Origin of the sequence: Streptomyces sp. NPDC050085 (assembly GCF_044460595.1) — a bacterium.
In the GTDB taxonomy this organism is placed as follows: domain Bacteria; phylum Actinomycetota; class Actinomycetes; order Streptomycetales; family Streptomycetaceae; genus Streptomyces.
This window is the reverse complement of the sequence record NZ_JBITJZ010000002.1, coordinates 430,831-451,884: the sequence shown is the minus strand read 5'-3', so window position 1 is coordinate 451,884 and position 21,054 is coordinate 430,831. Positions and strand designations below refer to the sequence as shown.

The 21,054-nt window shown below is 69.2% G+C and carries 19 protein-coding genes; 4 read left to right on the top strand and 15 right to left on the bottom strand.

What is annotated here, in order from left to right:
- Window positions 1-66: 66 nt before the first annotated feature.
- Window positions 67-471 carry a hypothetical protein gene (locus ACIBUY_RS10380; protein WP_365563771.1) on the bottom strand — a complete coding sequence of 135 codons (405 nt, stop codon included), beginning with the start codon at window positions 469-471 and terminating at the stop codon, window positions 67-69.
- 333 nt (window positions 472-804) lie between these two features.
- On the opposite strand from ACIBUY_RS10380, the gene ACIBUY_RS10375 reads away from it, so the two are divergent.
- Together ACIBUY_RS10375 and ACIBUY_RS10370 are read left to right on the top strand one after the other, a co-directional pair.
- The gene (locus tag ACIBUY_RS10375; RefSeq protein ID WP_365563773.1) at window positions 805-1,329 is read left to right on the top strand and encodes a universal stress protein; all 525 of its coding nucleotides are present in this window, start codon (window positions 805-807) and stop codon (window positions 1,327-1,329) included.
- A gap of 219 nt (window positions 1,330-1,548) precedes the next feature.
- On the top strand, window positions 1,549-2,139 hold the full coding sequence (locus ACIBUY_RS10370; RefSeq protein WP_365563776.1) for a GPR1/FUN34/YaaH family transporter: 591 nt from the start codon (window positions 1,549-1,551) through the stop codon (window positions 2,137-2,139).
- Between the two features lie 120 nt (window positions 2,140-2,259).
- On the opposite strand, the gene glmS is transcribed toward ACIBUY_RS10370, so the two are convergent.
- Window positions 2,260-4,077 (bottom strand): glutamine--fructose-6-phosphate transaminase (isomerizing), encoded by a 1,818-nt coding sequence (gene glmS, locus ACIBUY_RS10365; protein WP_365563779.1) that lies wholly within the window; start codon window positions 4,075-4,077, stop codon window positions 2,260-2,262.
- 87 nt (window positions 4,078-4,164) lie between these two features.
- Window positions 4,165-4,422, bottom strand: a complete 258-nt coding sequence (locus ACIBUY_RS10360) for a hypothetical protein (RefSeq protein WP_365563782.1) — start codon at window positions 4,420-4,422, stop codon at window positions 4,165-4,167.
- A 211-nt stretch (window positions 4,423-4,633) separates the two neighbouring features.
- On the opposite strand from ACIBUY_RS10360, the gene ACIBUY_RS10355 reads away from it, so the two are divergent.
- The gene (locus ACIBUY_RS10355; RefSeq protein ID WP_365563785.1) at window positions 4,634-6,217 is read left to right on the top strand and encodes a metallophosphoesterase family protein; all 1,584 of its coding nucleotides are present in this window, start codon (window positions 4,634-4,636) and stop codon (window positions 6,215-6,217) included.
- Between the two features lie 65 nt (window positions 6,218-6,282).
- On the opposite strand, the gene ACIBUY_RS10350 is transcribed toward ACIBUY_RS10355, so the two are convergent.
- Entirely contained in the window at window positions 6,283-7,176 is an 894-nt protein-coding gene (locus ACIBUY_RS10350) for a DUF4429 domain-containing protein (RefSeq protein ID WP_399152350.1), read from the bottom strand.
- Between the two features lie 175 nt (window positions 7,177-7,351).
- Here ACIBUY_RS10350 and ACIBUY_RS10345 point away from each other — a divergent pair, with 175 nt between their 5' ends.
- Window positions 7,352-8,938 carry a beta-N-acetylhexosaminidase gene (locus ACIBUY_RS10345; RefSeq protein ID WP_399152349.1) on the top strand — a complete coding sequence of 529 codons (1,587 nt, stop codon included), beginning with the start codon at window positions 7,352-7,354 and terminating at the stop codon, window positions 8,936-8,938.
- A 59-nt stretch (window positions 8,939-8,997) separates the two neighbouring features.
- Here ACIBUY_RS10345 and ACIBUY_RS10340 read toward each other — a convergent pair whose 3' ends face one another.
- From ACIBUY_RS10340 to ACIBUY_RS10290, 11 genes are all read right to left on the bottom strand, one after another.
- Entirely contained in the window at window positions 8,998-10,770 is a 1,773-nt protein-coding gene (locus ACIBUY_RS10340; protein ID WP_399152348.1) for an IucA/IucC family protein, read from the bottom strand.
- Window positions 10,767-11,312, bottom strand: coding sequence for a GNAT family N-acetyltransferase (locus tag ACIBUY_RS10335; protein WP_399152347.1), 546 nt, complete (start codon window positions 11,310-11,312; stop codon window positions 10,767-10,769). Before ACIBUY_RS10335 ends, ACIBUY_RS10340 begins: the two co-directional genes overlap by 4 nt.
- Window positions 11,309-12,571, bottom strand: a complete 1,263-nt coding sequence (locus ACIBUY_RS10330; RefSeq protein ID WP_399152346.1) for a lysine N(6)-hydroxylase/L-ornithine N(5)-oxygenase family protein — start codon at window positions 12,569-12,571, stop codon at window positions 11,309-11,311. The genes ACIBUY_RS10335 and ACIBUY_RS10330 overlap by 4 nt, the downstream gene beginning before the upstream one ends.
- Window positions 12,555-13,997, bottom strand: coding sequence for a lysine decarboxylase DesA (gene desA, locus ACIBUY_RS10325; protein ID WP_399152345.1), 1,443 nt, complete (start codon window positions 13,995-13,997; stop codon window positions 12,555-12,557). Before desA ends, ACIBUY_RS10330 begins: the two co-directional genes overlap by 17 nt.
- Before the next feature lie 144 nt (window positions 13,998-14,141).
- Entirely contained in the window at window positions 14,142-15,038 is an 897-nt protein-coding gene (locus ACIBUY_RS10320; protein ID WP_399152344.1) for a siderophore-interacting protein, read from the bottom strand.
- A 4-nt stretch (window positions 15,039-15,042) separates the two neighbouring features.
- Window positions 15,043-16,092, bottom strand: coding sequence for an ABC transporter substrate-binding protein (locus tag ACIBUY_RS10315; RefSeq protein ID WP_399152343.1), 1,050 nt, complete (start codon window positions 16,090-16,092; stop codon window positions 15,043-15,045).
- A gap of 115 nt (window positions 16,093-16,207) precedes the next feature.
- Window positions 16,208-17,182 (bottom strand): SUKH-3 domain-containing protein, encoded by a 975-nt coding sequence (locus ACIBUY_RS10310; protein ID WP_399152342.1) that lies wholly within the window; start codon window positions 17,180-17,182, stop codon window positions 16,208-16,210.
- Window positions 17,179-17,568 (bottom strand): YwqJ-related putative deaminase, encoded by a 390-nt coding sequence (locus tag ACIBUY_RS10305; RefSeq protein WP_365563809.1) that lies wholly within the window; start codon window positions 17,566-17,568, stop codon window positions 17,179-17,181. The genes ACIBUY_RS10310 and ACIBUY_RS10305 overlap by 4 nt, the downstream gene beginning before the upstream one ends.
- The gene (locus ACIBUY_RS10300; protein WP_365563810.1) at window positions 17,561-18,037 is read right to left on the bottom strand and encodes an SUKH-3 domain-containing protein; all 477 of its coding nucleotides are present in this window, start codon (window positions 18,035-18,037) and stop codon (window positions 17,561-17,563) included. The genes ACIBUY_RS10305 and ACIBUY_RS10300 overlap by 8 nt, the downstream gene beginning before the upstream one ends.
- A 19-nt stretch (window positions 18,038-18,056) precedes the next feature.
- Complete coding sequence (locus ACIBUY_RS10295; protein ID WP_365563813.1) at window positions 18,057-19,757, bottom strand: YwqJ-related putative deaminase; 1,701 nt, start codon at window positions 19,755-19,757, stop codon at window positions 18,057-18,059.
- Between the two features lie 134 nt (window positions 19,758-19,891).
- Window positions 19,892-21,052: an acyl-CoA dehydrogenase family protein gene (locus ACIBUY_RS10290; RefSeq protein ID WP_399152341.1), complete on the bottom strand. Its 1,161-nt coding sequence runs from the start codon at window positions 21,050-21,052 to the stop codon at window positions 19,892-19,894.
- Between the last annotated feature and the right edge of the window lie 2 nt (window positions 21,053-21,054).

Genomic DNA, 21,054 nt, shown 5'->3' with positions numbered 1-21,054 from the left:
CGGGGCAAGGAGGGGGCCCCTGGCCGAAGTTGGCTGAAAATGTATGGGGTAGCGCGCGTATTCCGGTCAGTCCACCGGCGCACCACGGCCCGCTCGGTGACCGCCCCTGTGCGCCCCCAGTCCGGTGCGGCCGTGACGGCCACGATGGCTGCAGCACTGTTCAGTGTGCAACCGTGCGGCGCCGCGTTCGGACTGGCGCAGCAGCAGCCGGCACGCCGCGGTCACCGCGGCGAGGCCCAGAGCCGCCCCGGCGGCGCCCGCGGACGAGATGCCGTACCCGACGAGCACGAGCGGCACCAGGACGCAGCTGAACGCCGCCCAGCGGACCACGTCCTCCGCCCCGTCGGCCCCGGGTGGTGGCGCATCGTGGGCGTGAGGGGTCGGGTGGGTGTGCGACTCCGGCGCGCGGGAGGGCCCCGGAATGCTCCGGCGCGCGGTGGATTCCCGGTGTGCTGTGATCGGTCCGGGCACGGATCGCTCCCTGTGTCGTGCGGTTCGGCAGTTCAACGCGCGGCCGTCGCACCGGTCACTTGATCCGTCCCCCGCTGAGCCCACAAGAGTGCGCAAACCGCCTGTACGGGGCAGCAACCATTGCCATACGGGCGCGGCCTCGTGCATGCTCCCCTGAACGCTGCGGAGCGTAGCTACGTACAGGTCCGAGAGCGGGCCGGAGTCTGGGCAGAGGAGGAGTGTCGCCGTACCCTTGGGGGTATGGGGTTGGGAAGGTGATTCCCGGACACAGCTCCGCCGAGTCAGTTGTCGTCCCCTCTATACGAGGCCCACGAGGTACACGCCGAGACACTCATGGCCGGTCACGAGATTCCCGAACCCGCGGACCGCAAGCGGCAGGTCGCCGATCCCCAGGTGACCCCCCAAGCGGCCGAAGAGACACGTCACGCCTGTGACCCCGCGTTCAAGCACGGTGTCGTCGTCGGTTTCGACGGCTCGACGTCGAGCGAGCGGGCCCTTTCCTATGCGATCGGCATGGCGCATCGCTCCGGCTCGGGGCTGATCATCGTGCATGTCGCCAATCGGCTCCCGACGACGGTGTGGGCGGGCTGTGAGCCCCCGGTCTTCGTCGACGTGCCGGACCACCGCACCGAGGTGCTCGGTCTGGAGCTGGCCTGTGCGGACTATCTCTCCGAGGTGCCCTGGATCCTCGTCGAGCGCGGTGGCGACATCTGCCACGAGCTCGAGGAGGTCGGCCGGGAGTACTCCGCCGACGCCATCGTCGTGGGCTCGACGCACGGGCTCGTCGGGCGGATCTTCGGCTCGGTGGCGGGGCGGCTCGCACGGCGGGCGCAGCGGCCCGTCATCGTCATTCCGTAGTCGCCCCCAGTCCTCCCCGTGGCCGTTCCGTAACGGGGACTTGTCCCAGGTGAGACGCGGCTGAGGGTTCTTCAACTTCCCGCGGGGGAAGGGCCGTTGAATTTCGGGGCCGTGGATAAATCTACTCGTGCGTAGAGGTGGTTTGTGCCCTTGTGAAGGGTACATACCGGTCGCTGGACAACAGCACAGCACCCGCACATTGCACGAAGGGAGCCCGCTGTGGACAACGACGTCTCCGCGGGAAGCACGGCATCGACCCCGTCCGTCACGACTCTCGGTCAACTCGCCCTCGGACTCACCCTGTTGGCCTTCGGCCTCGGTCACACCCAGGTGATCGACGGCGTGACAGCGGCCAACGCCGTATCGATCGCGACCTATGTGGGCGGGATCGCCCTCTTCGTCGCCGGTCTGCTCGCGCTGCGTTCGAGCGAGGGCGACGGCCTCACGGGCACGGCGTTCGCCGGGCTCGGCGCCTTCTGGTTCACCTGGGGCGTGTCCTCGGGGGACGCCGTCTCGGCGAACGCGGCGGGTCTGTTCCTGCTCCTGTTCGCCCTGCTCGCACTCAGTCTGACGCTCGGCTCGGCGGGGTCCGGCACGTTCGTGCGGGGCACGTACGGGGCGATGTTCGTCGCGCTCGTGCTGCTCGCGGTCGCCGCGTTCGGTGACACCGACGGCCTTGCCAAGGTGGGTGGCTGGTTCGCCGCGGTGGGCGGAGTCCTCGCCTGGTACGGGGCCACGGCCTCGATGGCGAACCTGCCGACGGCGCTGCCCGGGCGCGCTGCCGGCCGGGGGGTGACGGCCGCCGGCTGACAGCGACATCGGGCCGGGGCAATGGGCGGTCCCGGCCCTGCGGGAACGGGTCCCTCTGTGCGTGGTGGCACACAGAGGGACCCGTTCGTTCGCGCTGACGCCCGGTGTTGCTACGTGTTGCTACTCGACCGTGACGGACTTGGCCAGGTTGCGCGGCTTGTCGATGTCGCGGCCGAGGGCCAATGCCGTGTGGTAGGCGAGGAGTTGGAGCGGGATGCCCATGAGGATCGGGTCGAGCTCGTCCTCGTTCTTCGGGACGACGATCGTGCGGTCGGCCTTCTCCTGCTCCTGGTGGGCGACCGCCAGGATGCGGCCGGAGCGGGCCTTGATCTCCTCCATCGCGGCGCGGTTCTTCTCCAGCAGGTCGTCGTCCGGGACGATCGCGACCGTGGGGAGCGCCGGCTCGATGAGGGCGAGCGGGCCGTGCTTCAGCTCGGAGGCGGGGTAGGCCTCGGCGTGGATGTACGAGACCTCCTTGAGCTTCAGGGACGCCTCGCGGGCCACCGGGTAGCCCCGGACGCGGCCGATGAACATCATCGAGCGGGCGTCCGCGTACTCCTCGGCGATCTTCTTGATCTCCGCCTCCTGGGCGAGGATCTCGGTGATCTGGGCGGGCAGCTTGCGCAGGCCCTCGATGATGCGCTTGCCGTCGGCGACGGACAGGTCGCGGATGCGGCCGAGGTGCAGGGCGAGCAGCGCGAAGGCGACCGTGGTGTTGGTGAAGCACTTCGTGGAGACGACGCAGACCTCCGGGCCCGCGTGGACGTACACGCCCGCGTCGGACTCGCGGGCGATCGCGGAGCCCACCACGTTCACCACGCCGAAGACGCGCGCGCCCTTGCGCTTCAGCTCCTGGACCGCCGCGAGGACGTCGTACGTCTCGCCGGACTGGGAGACCGCGATGTAGAGGGTGTCGGGGTCGACGACCGGGTTGCGGTAGCGGAACTCGGAGGCCGGCTCGGCGTCCGCGGGGATGCGGGCCAGCTCCTCGATCATCTGGGCGCCGATCAGGCCCGCGTGGTACGAGGTGCCGCAGCCGAGGATCTTCACGCGGCGGACCGAACGGGCCTCGCGCGCATCGAGGTTGAGGCCGCCGAGGTGCACCGTGGAGAAGCGGTCGTCGATGCGGCCGCGCAGCACGCGGTCCACGGCGTCGGCCTGCTCGGAGATCTCCTTGTGCATGTACGTGTCGTGGCCGCCCATGTCGTAGGAGGCGGCCTCCCACTCGACCGTGGTGGGGGAGGCGGTGGTGCGGGTGCCTTCCGTGGTGTACGTACGGAAGTCGTCGGCCTTCAGGGTCGCCATCTCGCCGTCGTCGAGCGTGACGATCTGGCGGGTGTGCGAGACGAGCGCGGCGATGTCCGAGGCGACGAACATCTCCTTGTCGCCGATGCCGAGGACGACCGGCGAGCCGTTGCGGGCCACGACGATGCGGTCGGGGAAGTCGGCGTGCAGGACCGCGATGCCGTACGTGCCCTCGATCAGGCGCAGCACGTCGCGGACCTTGTCCTCCAGGTCCGTCTGCTGGGAGCGGGCGATGAGGTGGGTGAGGACCTCGGTGTCCGTCTCGGAGAGGAAGACCACGCCCTCGGCGATCAGCTTGGCGCGCAGCTCGGAGGCGTTGTCGATGATGCCGTTGTGGACGACGGCGACCTTGTTGTCGCCGGACATGTGCGGGTGCGCGTTCTCGTCGGAGGGGGCGCCGTGCGTGGCCCAGCGGGTGTGGGCGATGCCGGTCGTGCCCTTGAAGCGGGCCGGGACCTTGGCCTCCAGGTCGCGGACGCGGCCCTTGGCCTTGACCATCTTCAGGCCCGTGGCCTTCGGGCTGGTGATCACGACGCCCGCGGAGTCGTAGCCGCGGTACTCCAGGCGCTGCAGGCCCTCGAGGAGGAGCGGCGCCACGTCACGCTTGCCGATGTAGCCGACAATTCCGCACATAAGTAAGAAGGGTCCCCTCTGTTCGTCTGTCCGCGACGGCAGTTCTTCTCGGCCGCAGTTCTTTACAGCAGTTCTCGGTGGCGGGCCTCAGCCGTAGACGATGCGGCGCAACTGCCGGAGCGAGAGCTCCGGCGGCGCCACCGCCCGGTACCGCAGGTCCGCCGTGATCTGTTCGAAGATCGCCGCGTTCACCAGGCCCTGGGCCTGGAGCTCGCGGTGACGGCGACGGACGTAGTCCTCCGTCGACTCGTCGAAGTAGGCGAGCACGTCCTGGATCACCCGCAGTGCCTCGCCCCGGTTCAGGGACGTGCTGCGCGTCAGGTGATCGACAAGTTCCTCGTGCACCCGGTCGATCCTGAGGGAGCGCTCGTACTTTCGCAAGAAATCTGCCCGCTTTCGGGCAAGCGGTCGGGGGTGTGGGGTGTTTTCGGGGTTCTTGGCGGAGATGTGGGCAAGGCTTGAAGCGGGCCATGCCGCTTGTTCGGTCCACGTTCACCCGGCGTATCCGGGCGGGATGGGTGCTGCCAGCAACTTTCAGGCCATGGACATTCCACGCATGGGCGTACCCGACGCACTGGCGGACCGGCCGCTCGCCGAGCAGCACGAGTACCTGCGCAACAAGTTCTCCCGCCGCACCATGATCCGCGGCGGCGCCGTCACGATCGGCGCGGTCGCGGGCGGCGTCTTCGTGCCGGGGGCCGCGAGCGCCGCGACCCCGGCCGCCTCCTCCGCCTCTTCCACCTCGTACGCCCCGCAGCACGACCACGTCGACGGCGCGCTCGTCGCGCCCTTCGGCCGGCACCTCTCCTACGGCGCCGACCCGCGCACCGAGATGACCGTCTCCTGGCAGGTGCCGGTCGCCGTGAAGAACCCCTTCATCCGCATCGGGGCGCACGCCGGTGACCTGTCGCGGAAGATACCGGCCGAGGTCAGAGCCCTCTACACCCCGGCGGGCGTCGGTACGAGCGCCGACCACACCCAGTACTACGTGCATGCCGCGCTGACCCACCTCAAGCCCGGCAAGACGTACTTCTACGGGGTCGGCCACGACGGCTTCGACCCGGCGTCGGTGAAGTTCGCGGGCACCGTCGGCACCTTCACCACCGCGCCGTCCCGCGCGGAGCGCTTCACCTTCACCGCCTTCGGCGACCAGGGCGTCAGCTACCACGCGCTCGCCAACGACAGCCTGATCCTCGCCCAGGGCCCGTCCTTCCACCTGCACGCGGGCGACATCGCGTACGCGGACCCGTCCGGCTCGGGCCGGACCACGGACACCTTCGACGCACGCACCTGGGACCAGTTCCTCGCGCAGACCGAGTCCGTCGCCAAGACCGTTCCGTGGATGGTCAGTTACGGCAACCACGACATGGAGGCCTGGTACGCGCCGCACGGCTACGGCAGCCAGGAGGCCCGCTTCGCGCCGCCCACGAACGGCCCCGACCCGAAGAACCTGCCGGGCGTCTACTCCTTCGTCCACGGCAACACCGCGATCATCTCGCTCGACGCCAACGACGTGTCCTGGGAGATCCCGGCCAACCTCGGCCTGTCCGGCGGCACCCAGACCACGTGGTTCGAGGCGCAGCTGAAGAAGTTCCGGGCGCGCGGCTCCGGCGTCGACTTCGTCGTCGTCTTCTTCCACCACTGCGCGTACTGCACCGCCACCTCGCACGCCTCGGAGGGGGGCGTGCGCAAGGAGTGGGTGCCGCTGTTCGACAAGTACACCGTCGACCTCGTCATCAACGGCCACAACCACGTGTACGAGCGCTCCGACGTCCTCAAGGGCGAGAAGGTCACCAAGGAGCTGCCGATCGGCGGCACCGCGTACCCGGAGACGGACGGCGTCGTGTACGTGACGGCGGGCGCCGCGGGCAAGAGCCTGTACGCGTTCCCGGTCGCCGACACCTACGAGGGCAACGAGAAGGACGTGGACCCCTTCGCGTCGTACGTCACCCAGGCCGACGGCAGCAAGAAGGCCGTGACGGTCGACTGGTCCCGGGTGCGGTACACCAACTACTCGTTCCTGCGCGTCGACGTGGAGCCCGCGCCGGTCGGCCGGACCGCGAAGCTGACCGTGCGCGGCATCGCCGAGACGGGCCAGGAGATCGACAGGTTCGTGGTGGCCCGCACGGTTCGCCACTGATGTAGACAGCTGATGTAGACAGCTGATGTGGACGGTGCCGCTGATGCAGAGCTGCCGACGCGGCTCTACATCCGCTTCAGGACCGCCTGCTTCGCCGCGGCGAACTCCTCGTCCGTCAGCACCCCGGCCCGGTGCAGCTCCCCCAACTCCCGCAGGCGGCGCAGCAGTGCGTCGTGATCGTCCTCAGGCGGGGCGGGCGGAGCGGGGGCGGAGGTGGGCTCCGGGGCCGGCCGTGGTGCGAGCTCCTTCGGCGCCGCGGCCGCCGGGTGCGGCAGCCGGGCCTGGACCGCGGCCGCGATCAGCGCCATCAGCGGATCCTTCTTGAAGCCCCACAGCTCGATCGAGTTCGGGTCGTACTTCGGCGGGGCCTTCGTCGGGGACGAGCGGACGGTGAACCGCAGACAGCCGTTCTCCAGGCCCTCGGCCGGCTGCCACTCCACCCCCGCGACATCGCCGAGGGCGAGCAGCCGCGTACCGGCGGAGGCCTTGGCGTCCTCCGTCTTCCAGTTCCACTCGAGCCGTACGTGCTCCCCGTCGAAGCTCGCCGTGCCGTCCCCGGCGGAGACCGACAGCGGCACGGCCGGGCCCGGCAGGATGTACGCGGTGACGGCGGAGGACGGGACCTGTTCCAGCAGGAGTGCGTTGCGGACCTCGTCCACGAAGTACTCCGCCACCCCGTACCGGTCGGATTCCACGCCGAGTTGATACGGGTCCGCGCTCTCCGCCAGCTTGCCGCCGGTGGCCTGGAGCAGCGGGTCCGCGCCGTCGCGCAGCCGCAGCCGAAGACGGCCCGACTTCTTGCCCTGCTCGAACGACACGCCCGCCAGCGCCTCCAGCGGCACGGTGACTTCACCCAGTGTTTTCCGCAGCAGACTCACGGCTTTGTCCCGCCCGGGTACCAGTCGCAGTGTCTCCCCGTCGAACGTCCACGTGCCGTCGCGCTGGATGATTTCCGCCATGGGGCAATTCTGGCATCAGGCCGGGTCCAGGTGGTCTACACCTTGACCCGCACAGAGGAGGGCGGTACGCATGGTGACTGATCGCTTGGCTCGGCCCGCACAACGAACTCCACAACGACCACTGTCGAAACGACCACAGTCGAAGGGACCGTTTGTGACCAAGCACACCAGACCGATGGTTCGTGCCCTGGTGGGCTCGCTGCTCCTCGTCGCCGCGGGATCGGGGGTCTTCGGCGCGTCCGTCTCCGCCGCCGCGACGCCCACGGCCACGCCGCTGGGGCAGATCGTGCCCGCGCCCGCGAAGGCGACGGCCGGCGGATCGGCGTACCAGATCACTGCGAAGACCCGCATCCGCGTGGACGACGACTCACGCGACGCGCGCCGCATCGGCGACTACCTCGCCGGGGTGCTGCGCCCCTCCACCGGCTACAAGCTGCCCGTCACCGACGACCACGCGCGCGACGGCATCCGGCTCGAACTGAGCGGGAAAGACAAGGGACTTGGGGCCGAGGGCTACCGGCTGACCAGTACCGGCCGGTCCGTCACCATCGTCGCCCACGCGCCCGCCGGGCTCTTCCACGGCGTGCAGACGCTGCGCCAGCAGCTGCCCGCGAACGTCGAGAGCAAGAGCAGGCAGAGCGGCCCGTGGTGGGTCGCGGGCGGCACCATCGAGGACACCCCGCGCTACGCGTGGCGCGGTGCGATGCTCGACGTGTCCCGGCACTTCTTCACCGTCGACCAAGTCAAGCGCTACATCGACGAGTTGGCGCTCTACAAGGTCAACAAGCTGCACATGCACCTGAGCGACGACCAGGGCTGGCGCATCGCCATCGACTCCTGGCCGCGCCTCGCGACGTACGGCGGCTCGACCCAGGTCGGCGGCGGCGCCGGCGGCTACTACACCAAGGCCCAGTACAAGGACATCGTCAAGTACGCGGCGTCCCGGTACCTGGAGGTCGTGCCCGAGATCGACATGCCGAGCCACACGAACGCGGCGCTCGCCTCGTACGCCGACCTGAACTGCGACGGCGTCGCCCCGCCCCTCTACACCGGTACGAACGTCGGCTTCAGCTCGCTGTGCGTGAAGAAGGACATCACGTACAAGTTCATCGACGACGTGGTGCGCGAGGTCGCGGCCCTCACGCCCGGCAAGTACCTGCACATCGGCGGTGACGAGGCGCACTCCACCAGCCAGGAGGACTACGTCGCCTTCATGGCGAAGGTGCAGCCGATCGTCGCCAAGTACGGGAAGACCGTGGTGGGTTGGCACCAGCTGACCGGGGCCACGCCCGCCAAGGGCGCCATCGCCCAGTACTGGGGTCTCGACAGCACGCCCGCGGCGGAGAAGGCGCAGGTCGCCGCGGCCGCCAGGAACGGGACCGGGCTCATCCTGTCACCCGCCGACCGTACGTACCTCGACATGAAGTACAACAAGGACACGCCGCTCGGCCTGAACTGGGCCGGGTACGTCGAGGTCCAGCGGTCCTACGACTGGGATCCGGCCAACTACCTCCCGGGCGCGCCGAGTTCGGCGGTCCGCGGGGTCGAGGCGCCGATGTGGTCGGAGACCCTGTCGACGTCGCCGCAGCTCGACTACATGGCGTTCCCGCGGCTGCCCGGGGTCGCCGAGCTCGGCTGGTCGCCTGCGGCCTCGCACGACTGGAACACGTACAAGGTGCGGCTCGCCGCGCAGGCCCCGCGGTGGGACGCGCTCGGGATCGGGTACTACAAGTCGCCGCAAGTACCTTGGCCCAGCGCATAGTTGAATGAATGAAAAGGGCTCGCCCGGGAGGACCGTCTCTCGTGGCGAGCCCTTTTCGGCTAGGCGATCGGGTTCGTCAGTTCCCCGACCAGTTGCAGTGCGCCCGACGGATCGGTCAGGTCCACCATCTGCTCGTTGTTGCGCAGCTGGAGCCGGTTCAGACAGGACAGCGCGAAGCTCGGCGCGAACATGTCGAACCGGTCGAACTTGTCGGCGAGTTGAGGGGCCGACTCCTGGTAGTCGCGCACGCAGTCTGCGACCGCCGCCCAGAACGTGTCCTCGTCCAGGACGCCGTCCTCGACCAGGTTCGCCGCGAGGAAGCGGAAGAAGCAGTCGAAGACGTCCGTGAAGATCGACAGCAGTTTCATGTCGTCGGGGACGTCGGCGCGGATCCGGTCCACCTTCGGCGGCAGCACCGCGTCCGGGTCCATCACCGCGATCTCCTCGGCGATGTCCTTGAAGATCGCCCGCTGCACCGTGCCGCGCTCGTCGAGGACCAGGATGACGTTCTCGCCGTGCGGCATGAACACCAGGTCGTACGCGTAGAAGCTGTGCAGGAGCGGCGTGAGATAGGCGTTCAGGTACGGCTTCAGCCACTCCCGCGGCGTCAGGCCCGAGCGCTCGATCAGCGCGCCCGCGAAGGAGCGTCCCGCGCGGTCGACGTGCAGCAGGGACGCCATCGTCGCCAGGCGCTCGCCCTCGGCCAGCGTCGGCACCGGCGACTCGCGCCACAGCGCCGCCAGCATCTTGCGGTACGGCGAGTAGCGGTCGGTGGCGGCCTCGTACTCCAGGTGGCGGTAGCCGACGGCGGCGCGCTCGCGGATGATCGTGAGCCCGGTGCCCTTCAACACCTCGTCGTTCTCGATGAGCCCGGCCAGCCAGTCGTTGATCGCCGGGGTCGCCTCCATGTACGCCGCCGAAAGGCCGCGCATGAAGCCCATGTTGATGACCGACAGGGCCGTCTTCACGTAATGCTTCGCGGGGGACGTCGAGTTGAAGAACGTACGGATCGACTGCTGTGCCAGGTACTCGTCGTCGCCCTCGCCCAGGCACACCAGGTGGCGCTGGGCGACCTCGGCCGCGAAGGTGACCGAGAGCTTGTTCCACCACTGCCAGGGGTGCACGGGAATGAGGAGGTAGTCCGCCGGGTCCAGGCCCTGCTCGCGCAGGATGCCGTCGAAGCGTGCGAGGGTCGACTCGCCCAACTCGGCGCGCAGCAGCGACTCGTAGTCCAGGCCGACGCCCGCCGTGAACGCGGCCCGCTCGCGCGTCGCCGCCAGCCACACCAGGCGGACCGGGCTCGCGGTCTCGGGCGCGTACGAGAGGTACTCGTGGATGCCGAAGCCGAGCCGGCCGTTGTTCGCGACGAAGCACGGGTGGCCCTCTGTCATGCCCGTCTCGATGTCCTGGAAGCTTCCGGACGCGGCGAGTTCGGCGGCGGTGACGTCCGGCTTCGTCAGTTTGAAGCAGGTGCCGGAGAGCGTGGAGGAGATCTCCTCCAGGTAGACCGGCAGGATCGCGTCGGACAGGCCCAGCGCGTCCTTCGTCTCGATGAAGAACTGCTGGGCGTTCAGGGGGAGTTCGGTGCCGTCGCGGTGGCGGGTGATCGAGTCCGCGTCGACCTGCCAGTGGTCGAGGCGCAGGCGGCGGGCGCTGAACCGGTAGCGGGTCAGACCGTCGTCGCTGCGCACGACGTACCGGCCCTCGCCGAAGGCCTCCGGGGTGAGCAGCCGCTCGTGGCTGAACTCGGCGAGCGCCTTGCGGACGAGCAGGCGGTTGGCCTCGGCCCAGCGCTCGGGGGTGAGGTGGGAGACGGTGTCGGCGAGGGTCACACCAGGCTCCTTCCGGTCGCGGCGTGGAACTGCTCGCGGGTGCAGAAGCTCAGCAGCGCCCGCTTCTCGGGCTTGTCGATCTCGCGGTCGGGCACGAATCCGACGGCCGCGTTCAGCGCGTGAACCGCCGTGTTCCGCACGTCGGGTTCGACGACGACGCGCCGCACCGCCGGGTCGGCGAAGAGGTGCTCCATCACCGCGGTGATCACGGCGCGGGTGAAGCCGTGCTCGGGGGTGTCGGTGGGCGCGACGAGGAAGTGCATGCCGACGTCGCCGGGCTCGGGCTCGTACAGGCCGACGAGTTCGACGTGCGCCGGGTGGTAGCGCTCCATCAGGAAGACGGGCTCGCCGTCGCGCTCACCGATGTACGCGTCGTGGTGCTCGGCCGCGGCGATCGCCATGTACTCCCGCTCCACGTCGGGGAGTTGGGCATCTCCCATCAGCCAGAAGGCGGCCTTGGGGTGGGTGACCCAGCCGTGGACGAGCTCGGCGTCCTTCAGTGGGTCGAGGGTGCGTATGTGGAAGGTGGTGCGGGCGCTCATACGGCGAACTCCTGGAACGCGATGGTCTTCTCGACGGGGTAGTACTCGGTGCCGAGCAGCTCGCCGATGATGTAGCTGTTGCGGTAGGCGCCCATGCCCAGGTCCGGGCTGGTGATCGAGTGGGTGTGCACGCCCGCGTTCTGCAGGAAGACGCCCCGCCCGGTCGTGTCGACCGAGTAGTTGCGGGCGACGTCGAAGCGGCCGCGGCCGTCGAGCCGGATGCGGTCCTTGACGGGCTCCAGGAAGGCGGGCGTCGCGTATTTGTAGCCCGTGGCCAGGATCAGGCCCTCGGTCCGGATCTCGTACGCCTTGTCCTGCTCCTCCTGGTGGAGGCCGATGGTGTACGTGCCGTCGTCGTAACTGGCCGTGCGCAGCGCCGAGTTGGTGAGCAGCCGGGTGGGGACCGGGCCGTCCAGGCCCTTCTGGTAGAGCAGGTCGAAGATCGCGTCGATCAGCTCGCCGTCGATCCCCTTGAACAGGCCCTTCTGCTTCTCCTCCAGGGAGTAGCGGGTGGCCTCGGGCAGCGCGTGGAAGTAGTCGATGTAGTCCGGGGACGTCATCTCGAGGGTCAGCTTGGTGTATTCGAGGGGGAAGAACCGGGGGGACCTGGTCACCCAGTTGAGCCGGTACCCGTGGACGTCGATCTCGCTGAGCAGGTCGTAGTAGATCTCGGCGGCGGACTGGCCGCTGCCGACCAGCGTGATCGACTCCTTCTTCTGCAGCTCCTGCTTGTGCTGCACGTAGCGGGAGTTGTGGATCGCGTCGCCGCCCAGGCCCTGGACCGCCTCGGGGATGTGCGGCGGGGTGCCGGTGCCGAGGACGAGGTGGCGGGCCCGGTACGTCTCGCCGTTCTCGGTGGTGACGACGTACAGCTCGGCGGCGTCGTCGTACCGCACCTCGGTGACCGTCGTGTTGAAGCGGATCGAGGAGAGTTTCGCGGCGGCCCAGCGGCAGTAGTCGTTGTACTCGACGCGCAGCGGATAGAAGTTCTCGCGGATGTAGAACGCGTACAACCGCCCCGATTCCTTCAGGTAGTTGAGGAAGGAGTAGGGGGAGGTGGGGTCGGCGAGGGTGACGAGGTCGGACATGAACGGGGTCTGGAGGTGAGCGCCCTCCAGGAACATCCCGGAGTGCCATTCGAAGTCGGGCTTCGACTCCAGGAAGACGCCGTTCAGTTCGGCTATCGGTTCGGTGAGGCAGGCGAGACCGAGGTTGAAGGGGCCGAGCCCGATACCGATGAAATCAACTGGCGCGGTCAAGGATGTCTCCCAGGTACTGCTCGGCGTGGCCGGCGATGAGGTCGAGGACGGCCGAGATGTCGGCGAGGGTCGTCTCGGGGTTGAGCAGGGTGAACTTCAGGTACTGGCGGTCGCCCACCTTGGTGCCCGCGACGACGGCGTCGCCGGAGGCGAACAGGGCCTTGCGGGCGTACAGGTTGGCGCGGTCGATGTCGGCCGGGTCGGTGACGCCGGCCGGGAGGTAGCGGTAGACGAGCGTGGACAGGCTCGGCTCCACGACGACGTCGAAGCGCGGGTCGGCGGCGAGCAACTGCCAGGCGGAGTGCGCCAGTTCGCAGACCTCGTCGAAGAGGCCCCCGATGCCGTCGGCGCCCATCACGCGCAGCGTCATCCACAGCTTCAGCGCGTCGAAGCGGCGCGTGGTCTGCAGGGACTTGTCGACCTGGTTGGGGATGCGCTCGGCGACGGTGCGGCGCGGGTTGAGGTACTCCGCGTGGTAGGTGGCGTGCCCGAGGGTGGCGCCGTCGCGGACCAGTACGGCGCTCGAACTCACCGGCTGGAAGAAGGACTTGTGGTAGTCGACCGTGACGGAGTCGGCGCGCTCGATGCCGTCGATCCGGTTCCGGTTCTTCGGCGAGACGAGCAGCCCGCAGCCGTAGGCCGCGTCGACGTGCATCCAGGTGCCGTACTGCGCGCACAGCTCGGCGATCTCCGGCAGCGGGTCGATGGACCCGAAGTCCGTGGTGCCCGCGGTGGCGACGACGGCCATGGGGACGAGGCCGTCCTGGCGGCAGCGCTCCAACTCGGCGGCGAGGGCGAGCGTCTGCATGCGCTTGTCCTTGTCGACCGGGATCGAGACGACCGCCTGCGCGTCGAGGCCCAGCAGCGTCGCGGACTTCTTGACGCTGAAGTGGCTGACCTCGGACGCGAAGATCCGCAGCCTGGCCAGGGAGTCGGTCTTGGCCTCCTGCCGGGCGAGCAGCAGCGCCTGGAGGTTGGACTGGGAGCCGCCGGAGGTGAACACCCCGTCGGCCGCGGGTCCGAGGCCGATGCGCCCTGCCGTCCAGTCGATCAGTTTGCGTTCGATGAGGGTGCCGCCCGCGGACTGGTCCCAGGTGTCGAGCGAGGAGTTGACCGCGGACAGGACCGCCTCGCCGAGCACGGCGGGGATGACGACCGGGCAGTTGAGGTGGGCGAGGTAGCGCGGGTGGTGGAAGTAGACGGCGTCGCGGAGGTACACGTCCTCGAGCTCGTCGAGGACCGCGATGGTGTCGTGGAGCGGCTGGTCCAGGTCGACAGCGTCGATGGTCGGGGAGAGGGCGTCGGGGGTGACGCCGGTGAACGGCCGTGCGGTGGTGGCGAGTTTGGCCGCCACCCGCTCGATTCCCTCGGTCACGGAACTGCGGTAGAGCTCCGCGGTCGTGTCATTGAGCAGGTGCGAGCGCATGAACGGTTCCTCCGGGTGGGGCAGGAAAAAGGGCGAGGTCGCGAACTCGGTACTTAGGTTAGCCTAACCTAAGTTGAGCTCGCGACCCCGCCCTGCTTCTGTGACCGGAAGTGACCGGATCAGCCCGAAGTGGCTGGATTGGCGTTATGCGTCGGCGGGTTGCTCCCGCAGCGCGTCCTCGCTCAGGCCGCGCTTCCAGTAGCCGACGAACGTCACCGCGCGCTTGTCGTAGCCGCGTTCGCGCACGAGGTGGCGGCGCAGCTCCTTCATCGTCCCGGACTCGCCCGCGAGCCACGCGTACGGCTGCACGGCGTCCGGGAGTTGGGCGGCGCGGACGGAATCGAGGGCGGACGGCGCGTCCTCGTCGCGGACCAGCCAGGTGACCGTGACATCGGCCTCGGTGACGACGGGCTGGATGTCCGCGCGGTGCGGGACCTCCAACCACACATGTGCGGACGCCGACTTGGGCAGCCACGCGAGGACGCCGAGGGCGGCGGGCAGGGCCGTCTCGTCGCCCCACATGAGGATGTGGTCGAAGTCCTGCGGAGGCTGACAGCGCACCGCCGTGTTGTCGGCGGCCGCGGGGCCGAGCACGACGACCTTGTCACCGGCGCGCGCCGCCTGGGCCCAGCGGCAGGCGGGCCCGGCCGCGGCTGTGTTCTCGGCGTCGTCGTTGTGCAGGACGAAGTCGATGTCGACCTCCTCGATGCCCTGCTCGGCGTCGCGGCGCTGCCCGCTGAGCGTGTACGAGCGCATCACCGCACGCTCGTCGTCCGGGATCGCCCGGTACGCCGCGTGCCAGGCGCGGCCGTCGTCGCCCGGCACGGGGGCCGGCAGGACGGGGGCGTCCTGGCCGGGGTGCGGCAGGAAGAGGGACAGGGACTGGTCCCGGCCGCCGCCGTGGAAGTCGGCGAGCGTGGGGCCGGTGAAGGTGACCCGGAGCAGCGACGGGCCGAGCCGCCGCGTGCGGACCACTTGCAGATCGAAGAAGTCGAACATCCTGTAAGGGGTGGCAGCGGTGGCTTCGGCCGTCGCGGTCATGGGGTTACGACACCTTCTTCGCGGTCTCGATCGCCTTGGCGAGGTTCTCCAGCAGCGGGGCGCACTTGTCGTAGGACAGGATCGGCTCGGGGGAGCGGGGGATGACCTGGCCGGCCTTGACGGCGGGCAGCTTCTTCCAGGTCGGCTTGTCGATGTCGGCCGGCTGGAGGGCCTGGGCGCGGTCGTCCATCATGATGATGTCGGCCTTGTACTTGTCGACGTTCTCCCAGCTCAGGTTCTCGAACCAGCCGCCGGACGCCTTCAGTGCGGACGCCGGGGGCTCGATGAAGTTCACGCCCAGCGCCTTGAAGTACTCCAGGTCGATGGAGAGGTTCGAGCCGGAGACGTAGAAGATGTCGGCGCTCGCGGAACCGGCGAGGACCTTGATCTCCGGGCGGGCCTTCGCGGCCTTGCGCAGGCGGGCGGCGGCGTCCTCGAAACGCTTCTTCGCCGCGACGACCTCGGCGGCCTTCAGGTCGGCGCCGAGCGACTCGGCCAGCGCGTACATCCGCTCGAGCGGCTGGGTCAACTGGCGGTCGAAGACGGAGATCCCGACGCTCGGCGCGAGCTTGGCGATCTTGTCCTTGGACTCCTCCGGCACGTACCAGAGGGTGCCCGCGTCGTCGAACATCGTGGTGATCAGCACGTCGGGGGCCAGGCCCGCGTACTTCTCGATGTTGAACGTGCCCCACTCGTTGCCGATCACCGTCAGCTTGCTGACGTCCATGTCGCCGGCCTGGACGTCCGCCTTGCCGCCCTTGGTCGTGGTCGGGCCGAAGACGCCCTTGACCTGGATGCCGTAGTCGAAGAGCGCGGCGCCGACGCCGGTGAAGGCGACGATGTTCGCCGGGATCTTGTCCAGCTTCACGGTCGTGCCGCGGTCGTCCTTGAAGGACCAGGGGCCGGACTTCTTCGCGGACGTCGTCGAGTCCGAGCCGCTGTCTTTGGAGCCGTCGTCGTTGCCGCAGGCGGCGAGTGCGACGCCGAGGCCGAGGGCGCCGCCTGCGGCGAGGATGCCGCGGCGGGTGGGGCTGGACAGTCGGGCGTTGGGCATGACGAGCTGCTTTCGGACGTGCCAGGCGCATGCGGCGGCTGGACCGGGGACTCGAAACTGAGGGTAGGTTAACCTAAGTTCCCGAGCTGTCCAGGGGGCGCCCCTGCCCCTCACGTCAGGACGTTTGCCCCCGCAGGTCCTGCAGGGCGGCGACGACCTTCGAGCGGACGCTGCCGGTGTGCGTACCCGCCCCGGCGCGCAGGCAGGCCTCCAATTCCTCGGCCCGCATGGCGACATGTCCGAACCGGGCCGAGAACCCGACCAGGCCGGACGGCGTCCCCGCGTGCGCGGCGGGCACCTCCACCGCCACCTTCACCTCGCAGCCCGCGCCGTCGGCATGGGCCGCGAGGACCTCCTTCGCGTCACCGACGACCGGCGCCAGCGCCTCGCCCAGCGGGCCCCGCGGCAGCGGGATCGACCGCCGGGCGACCTCGACGCCGCTGCCGCGCAGGCTGGTCAGGGTCACGGCCAGGCTCCTCGCGCTGTAGACGCGGTGATGGTGCAGCACGTATATGGCGGTCAGTGCCGCCTGTACGGCGGCGGCGACCGGACCGTCCGCCGCTGCCGCCGTTGTCGCTGTCGTCGTCGACGGCACGTTCCAGGAGTGCGAGGTGTCGCGGAGCCTGCGCGGGGCCACCCCGGACATCAGGTTCTCGATCCCCTCGAGCCCGCTGTCGCCCAGGTGCCAGCAGCCGCCGGGGCCGATGGAGAGGAGCTGCCCCTCTTCGCCGACGGCGAGCACGGAGTCGTTCTCCGTGACACCGACCGGGAACAGGGCGGTACGGAGCTCGGCGGACAGGCGGTCGAGCCGGACGAGCCGGAACCTGGCCCGCTCCGGGTCGAGGGAGAACCCCTGGGCCGCCACGTCCCGGCCCGGTGCGGTCGGCTGGTGCTCGAGGCCGTGGAACGCGCGCAGGAAGGACCGTGCGGCGGGAAGGACCGGCAGGGCGGTCCCGTAGCCCTCGGCCGCCGCGGCGAGGCGCAGCGCCGCACGCATACCGTCCTGCTCGACGTCCCGGTCCTGGCTCCAGCCGATCCGCTCCGCGATCCTTCCGGCCTTTTCGGATATTCCGGCCTGCGGCTGTGTCATTCGGCGACCGATTCGATACCGAGCCGATCCATCAGGGCGGCGCACGCGCGGCAGGGTTCCGCGGGCCGGCCGTGCTCGGGATCCCCGGCCGGGCGGATCTTCCGCGACACGAGGGCGGCCCCCGCGAAATGTGCCGCCGCCTCGTCGAGCGTCGTCGGCCCGCCGTCCTGGCGCTCCTGGTCCAGGCCCCACAACTGGTCGGAGATCAACGCCGACTCCGCGCAGTACCCCATGAACGGCTCCCGCTGCGCCGCAGGCAGTTCCTTGAGGAATGCGGCGACCGCCGGATGCAGATCGGGATCCGTGTCCGGGTCGAGGTCGGTCTGGCTGAAGATCTTCCCGCTCACCAACAACGACGCGGCGGTCATCGGAATGTGCTCAGGCATAGTAGCTCCACGCGTTTTCGAGCGGCTGGCCATGCGAATACTTCATCAATGCCGAGTACTTGTCGTCACCGAGGTAGTACTCGCCGCTCCAGTGCAGGTAGAAGAACCGTCCTGCCTCGTCCATGAGAACCGTACCGCCGTCGTACGTGTCGAATGCGACGGGGAACACCTTCTTTCCCAGGCCGTCGGCGAGTTCCTGGACGTCTTCCGCCGCGCCCTCATACGCGAGGGCCGGGACGAATTCCAACAGGTCCTTGGGAGAGGTGTTCCGGGTCAGCACGACACCGATGTGTTCGCGCAGGAATGCGAGAGCGGGCTCGATGACCTCGATATGCCCACCGTCGACACGGAATTCCTCCTGAGCGCGGGCCACCTCGGTGGCGGCGAGATCGTCACAGCGGCGCCCTGGATGCCATCCGCCGGTCGACAGCCAGGCATCCACCTCGGCGGGCGAATTCAGTACAGGCACGGGTCTTTTCCTCTTCGGGTCAGACGGCGGTGACGCCGACGATCGGGAGCATGCGTTCGCAGGACGGGCAGGGCGGTTTGTAGTCTCCATGACTCAGCGAGTCGGGGCCCGGTCTCATGTTGCCGATCTGCCGGGTGTGCACCTGCGCCCCGTCCATCACTCTGCGGATGTCCTCGGCGCTCCTGATGTCCACACCGTCCCGCTCCGCTATGCCGTGCAGCCGGTCGGAGATCAGCGCCACTTCGGCGCACTTTCCGTGACCCACGCCCGTGAATCCGCCGTCGCCCTCGATGTCACGCCTCACGTCGTCCAGGACCGACTGCAGGGCGGGATGCACGTCCAACTGCTGCTGAGGGTCCGGATACTGCGGATTCGGTTTCAGCTGCGACACGCTGGAGTGTCCCGTCAGCTCCCCTTCGTGCAACAAGGCCCCTGAACACCCTTGCTTGATCCTGCCCTTGCCCAGGACGGGTTGGCCATCGGGCCCGTTGGAAGCCTTCTGGGCCTCGTCCGCCAGGTTCTTCGCCTCGTCGATCAGCGCCTGGCGCTGGGCCTGGGGATCGAGGTGATCCACATGCATCGCGTCGCGCCGGTAGTGACGCATCCGGCCCGCGCTCCTGCCGTGCCAGCCGGGCTGCGGGTTCATCGGCCGCGGGCCGTTTCCGCCCCCGCCCCCGCCGCCTCCGCCACCGCCTCCGGTCCCGCCGCCTCCGCCGCCCGCCTTGCCGGACGCGTCGACCTTCCGTACGTCGATGCCGCCGGCCTGCTTGCCGATCTTGTGGTCGGTCTTCTTCTGGTGGTGGGAGGCGGCCTTCACCCGCTGCGGGATCTCGTCGCTGACGTGCTTGGCCGTGCGGGTGACCGACTTGGTGGCGGCGTCCAGCGCCTTCTCCAGGGCGTGGTCGAAGGTCTTGGTGAAGCCGTCCCGGCCCTTCGTCCGGCCGAACGCGCCCTTCGCCTTGCCCAGGTGGACATGGGCCTTGCTGCCGAGGTCCACCCCGTGCAGGGAGACCTTCCCGGCGCCGTCCTCGAACTCGATGTGGTCGATGTGGGTCCGCTTGCCCGCACCCGCACCGGCGACAGCGGTCCCGCCGCCCGCGGAAGCGAGATTCATGCCGTCCGAGCCGTGGCCCCCGCCGTCGGGGTTGAACGCGCCCTCGGCCAGATCGAGCACCGCGTCGGCGGCGAGCTTCTCCAGCTTCGCGGTGACCGGCTCCGCCAGCTTGGCGGCGATCTCCGAGACGATCTCCTCGATCGCCTCCTTCACCAGACGCTTCACGATCTGCCGCATCAGGACGATCTCGCCCGCGGCAGCGGCGGCCGACAGGCCCAACGTGACGCCGGACGCGGCGAGTTCGGCGACGATCGTCCCGGCGAGCACCCCGAGCTCGACCGTCGCCTTCGTCTTCATCGCGATGATGATCTCGGCGATCCGGTCGCAGACGAACGCGAACGTCCGCGCCACGTCCGGGATCTTCTCCAGGTGACTGGTCCGCACGTACGACCAGTGCTTCTCCATGGAGTCGACCGCCCAGCCCTCGGACGAACTGAGGATCCGGGTGATCGCCTTGTGCGCGTCACCCCCGTGGCCCTCGAACTTCTCCGCGAACTCGCGCAGAGAGTCGGCCATCTCCGTGTAGTCGTCCTCGTCCACGTTCGGCCAGTCGACCCCCGCGAGGTCGAGTGCCCGGTCGACGATGTCAGGCAGCACGATGCCCATGTCGCGTGATCCCCCGTGATGTTCAGCGCTCCTGCAAGTAACAACAAGGAACAGCTAAACACCTCGTACACCCGTTCCCCCAACAGGTGCAGGGGTCTCAGTGCGAACTTGGGACGACACCGTGACGACCCGGGCTAGGACGTGAGCCCCAACTCCCTGGCGATCAGCATCCGCTGGACCTCGCTCGTGCCCTCGCCGATCTCCAGGATCTTCGAGTCCCGCCACATCCGGGCCACCGGGTACTCGTTCATGAAGCCATAACCCCCGTGGATCTGCGTCGCCTCGCGCGCGTTGTCCACCGCGATCGTCGACGAGTAGAGCTTCGCCAGCGCCGCCTCCTTCTTGAACGGCTCACCGGAGACCAGCCGCGACGCCGCGTCCCGCCACGCGAGCCGCGCGGTGTGCGCCTTCATCTCCATGTCGGCGATCTTGAACTGGATCGCCTGGTACCCGCCGATGCTGCGCCCGAACGCGTGCCGCTCCTTGGCGTACTTCACCGACTCGTCCACGCAGCCCTGCGCGAGCCCGGTGGCGAGCGCCGAGATCGCGACGCGCCCCTCGTCGAGGATCCGCAGGAACTGGGCGAAGCCGCGGCCCTGTTCGCCCAGCAGGTTCGCGCCCGGGACGCGTACGTCGGAGAAGTGCAGCTCACGGGTGTCCGACGCGTTCCACCCCACCTTCGAGTACGGGGCCGCGACCGTGAAGCCGGGGGTCCCGGACGGCACGATGATCGAGGAGATCAGCGGCTTGCCCTCGGCGGTGCGGCCCGTCACGGCCGTGACCGTGACCAGGCCCGTGATGTCCGTACCGGAGTTCGTGATGAAGCACTTGGTGCCGTTGATGATCCAGTCGCCGGTGGCCTCGTCGCGCACGGCCGTCGTGCGCGTGCCGCCCGCGTCCGAACCCGCCTCCGGCTCCGTCAGACCGAACGCGCCCAGCATCTCCCCGGCGCACAGCCGCGGCAGCCACTCCCGCTTCTGCTCCTCGGTGCCGAACAGGTGGAGCGGCATCGCGCCGAGCGAGACACCCGCCTCCAGGGTGATCGCGACCGACGAGTCGACCCGGGCGAGCTCCTCCAGGGCGATGCCGAGCGCCAGGTAGTCACCGCCCATGCCGCCGTACTCCTCGGGGAACGGCAGCCCGAACAGGCCCATGCGGCCCATCTCGCGCACGATCTCGTACGGGAACTCGTGCCGCTCGTAGAAGTCGCCGATCTTCGGGGCCACGACGTCGTGGGCGAACTCCTCGACGGTGCGCCGCAGTTCCTCGTGCTCGGGGGAGAGGTGGTGATCCATGA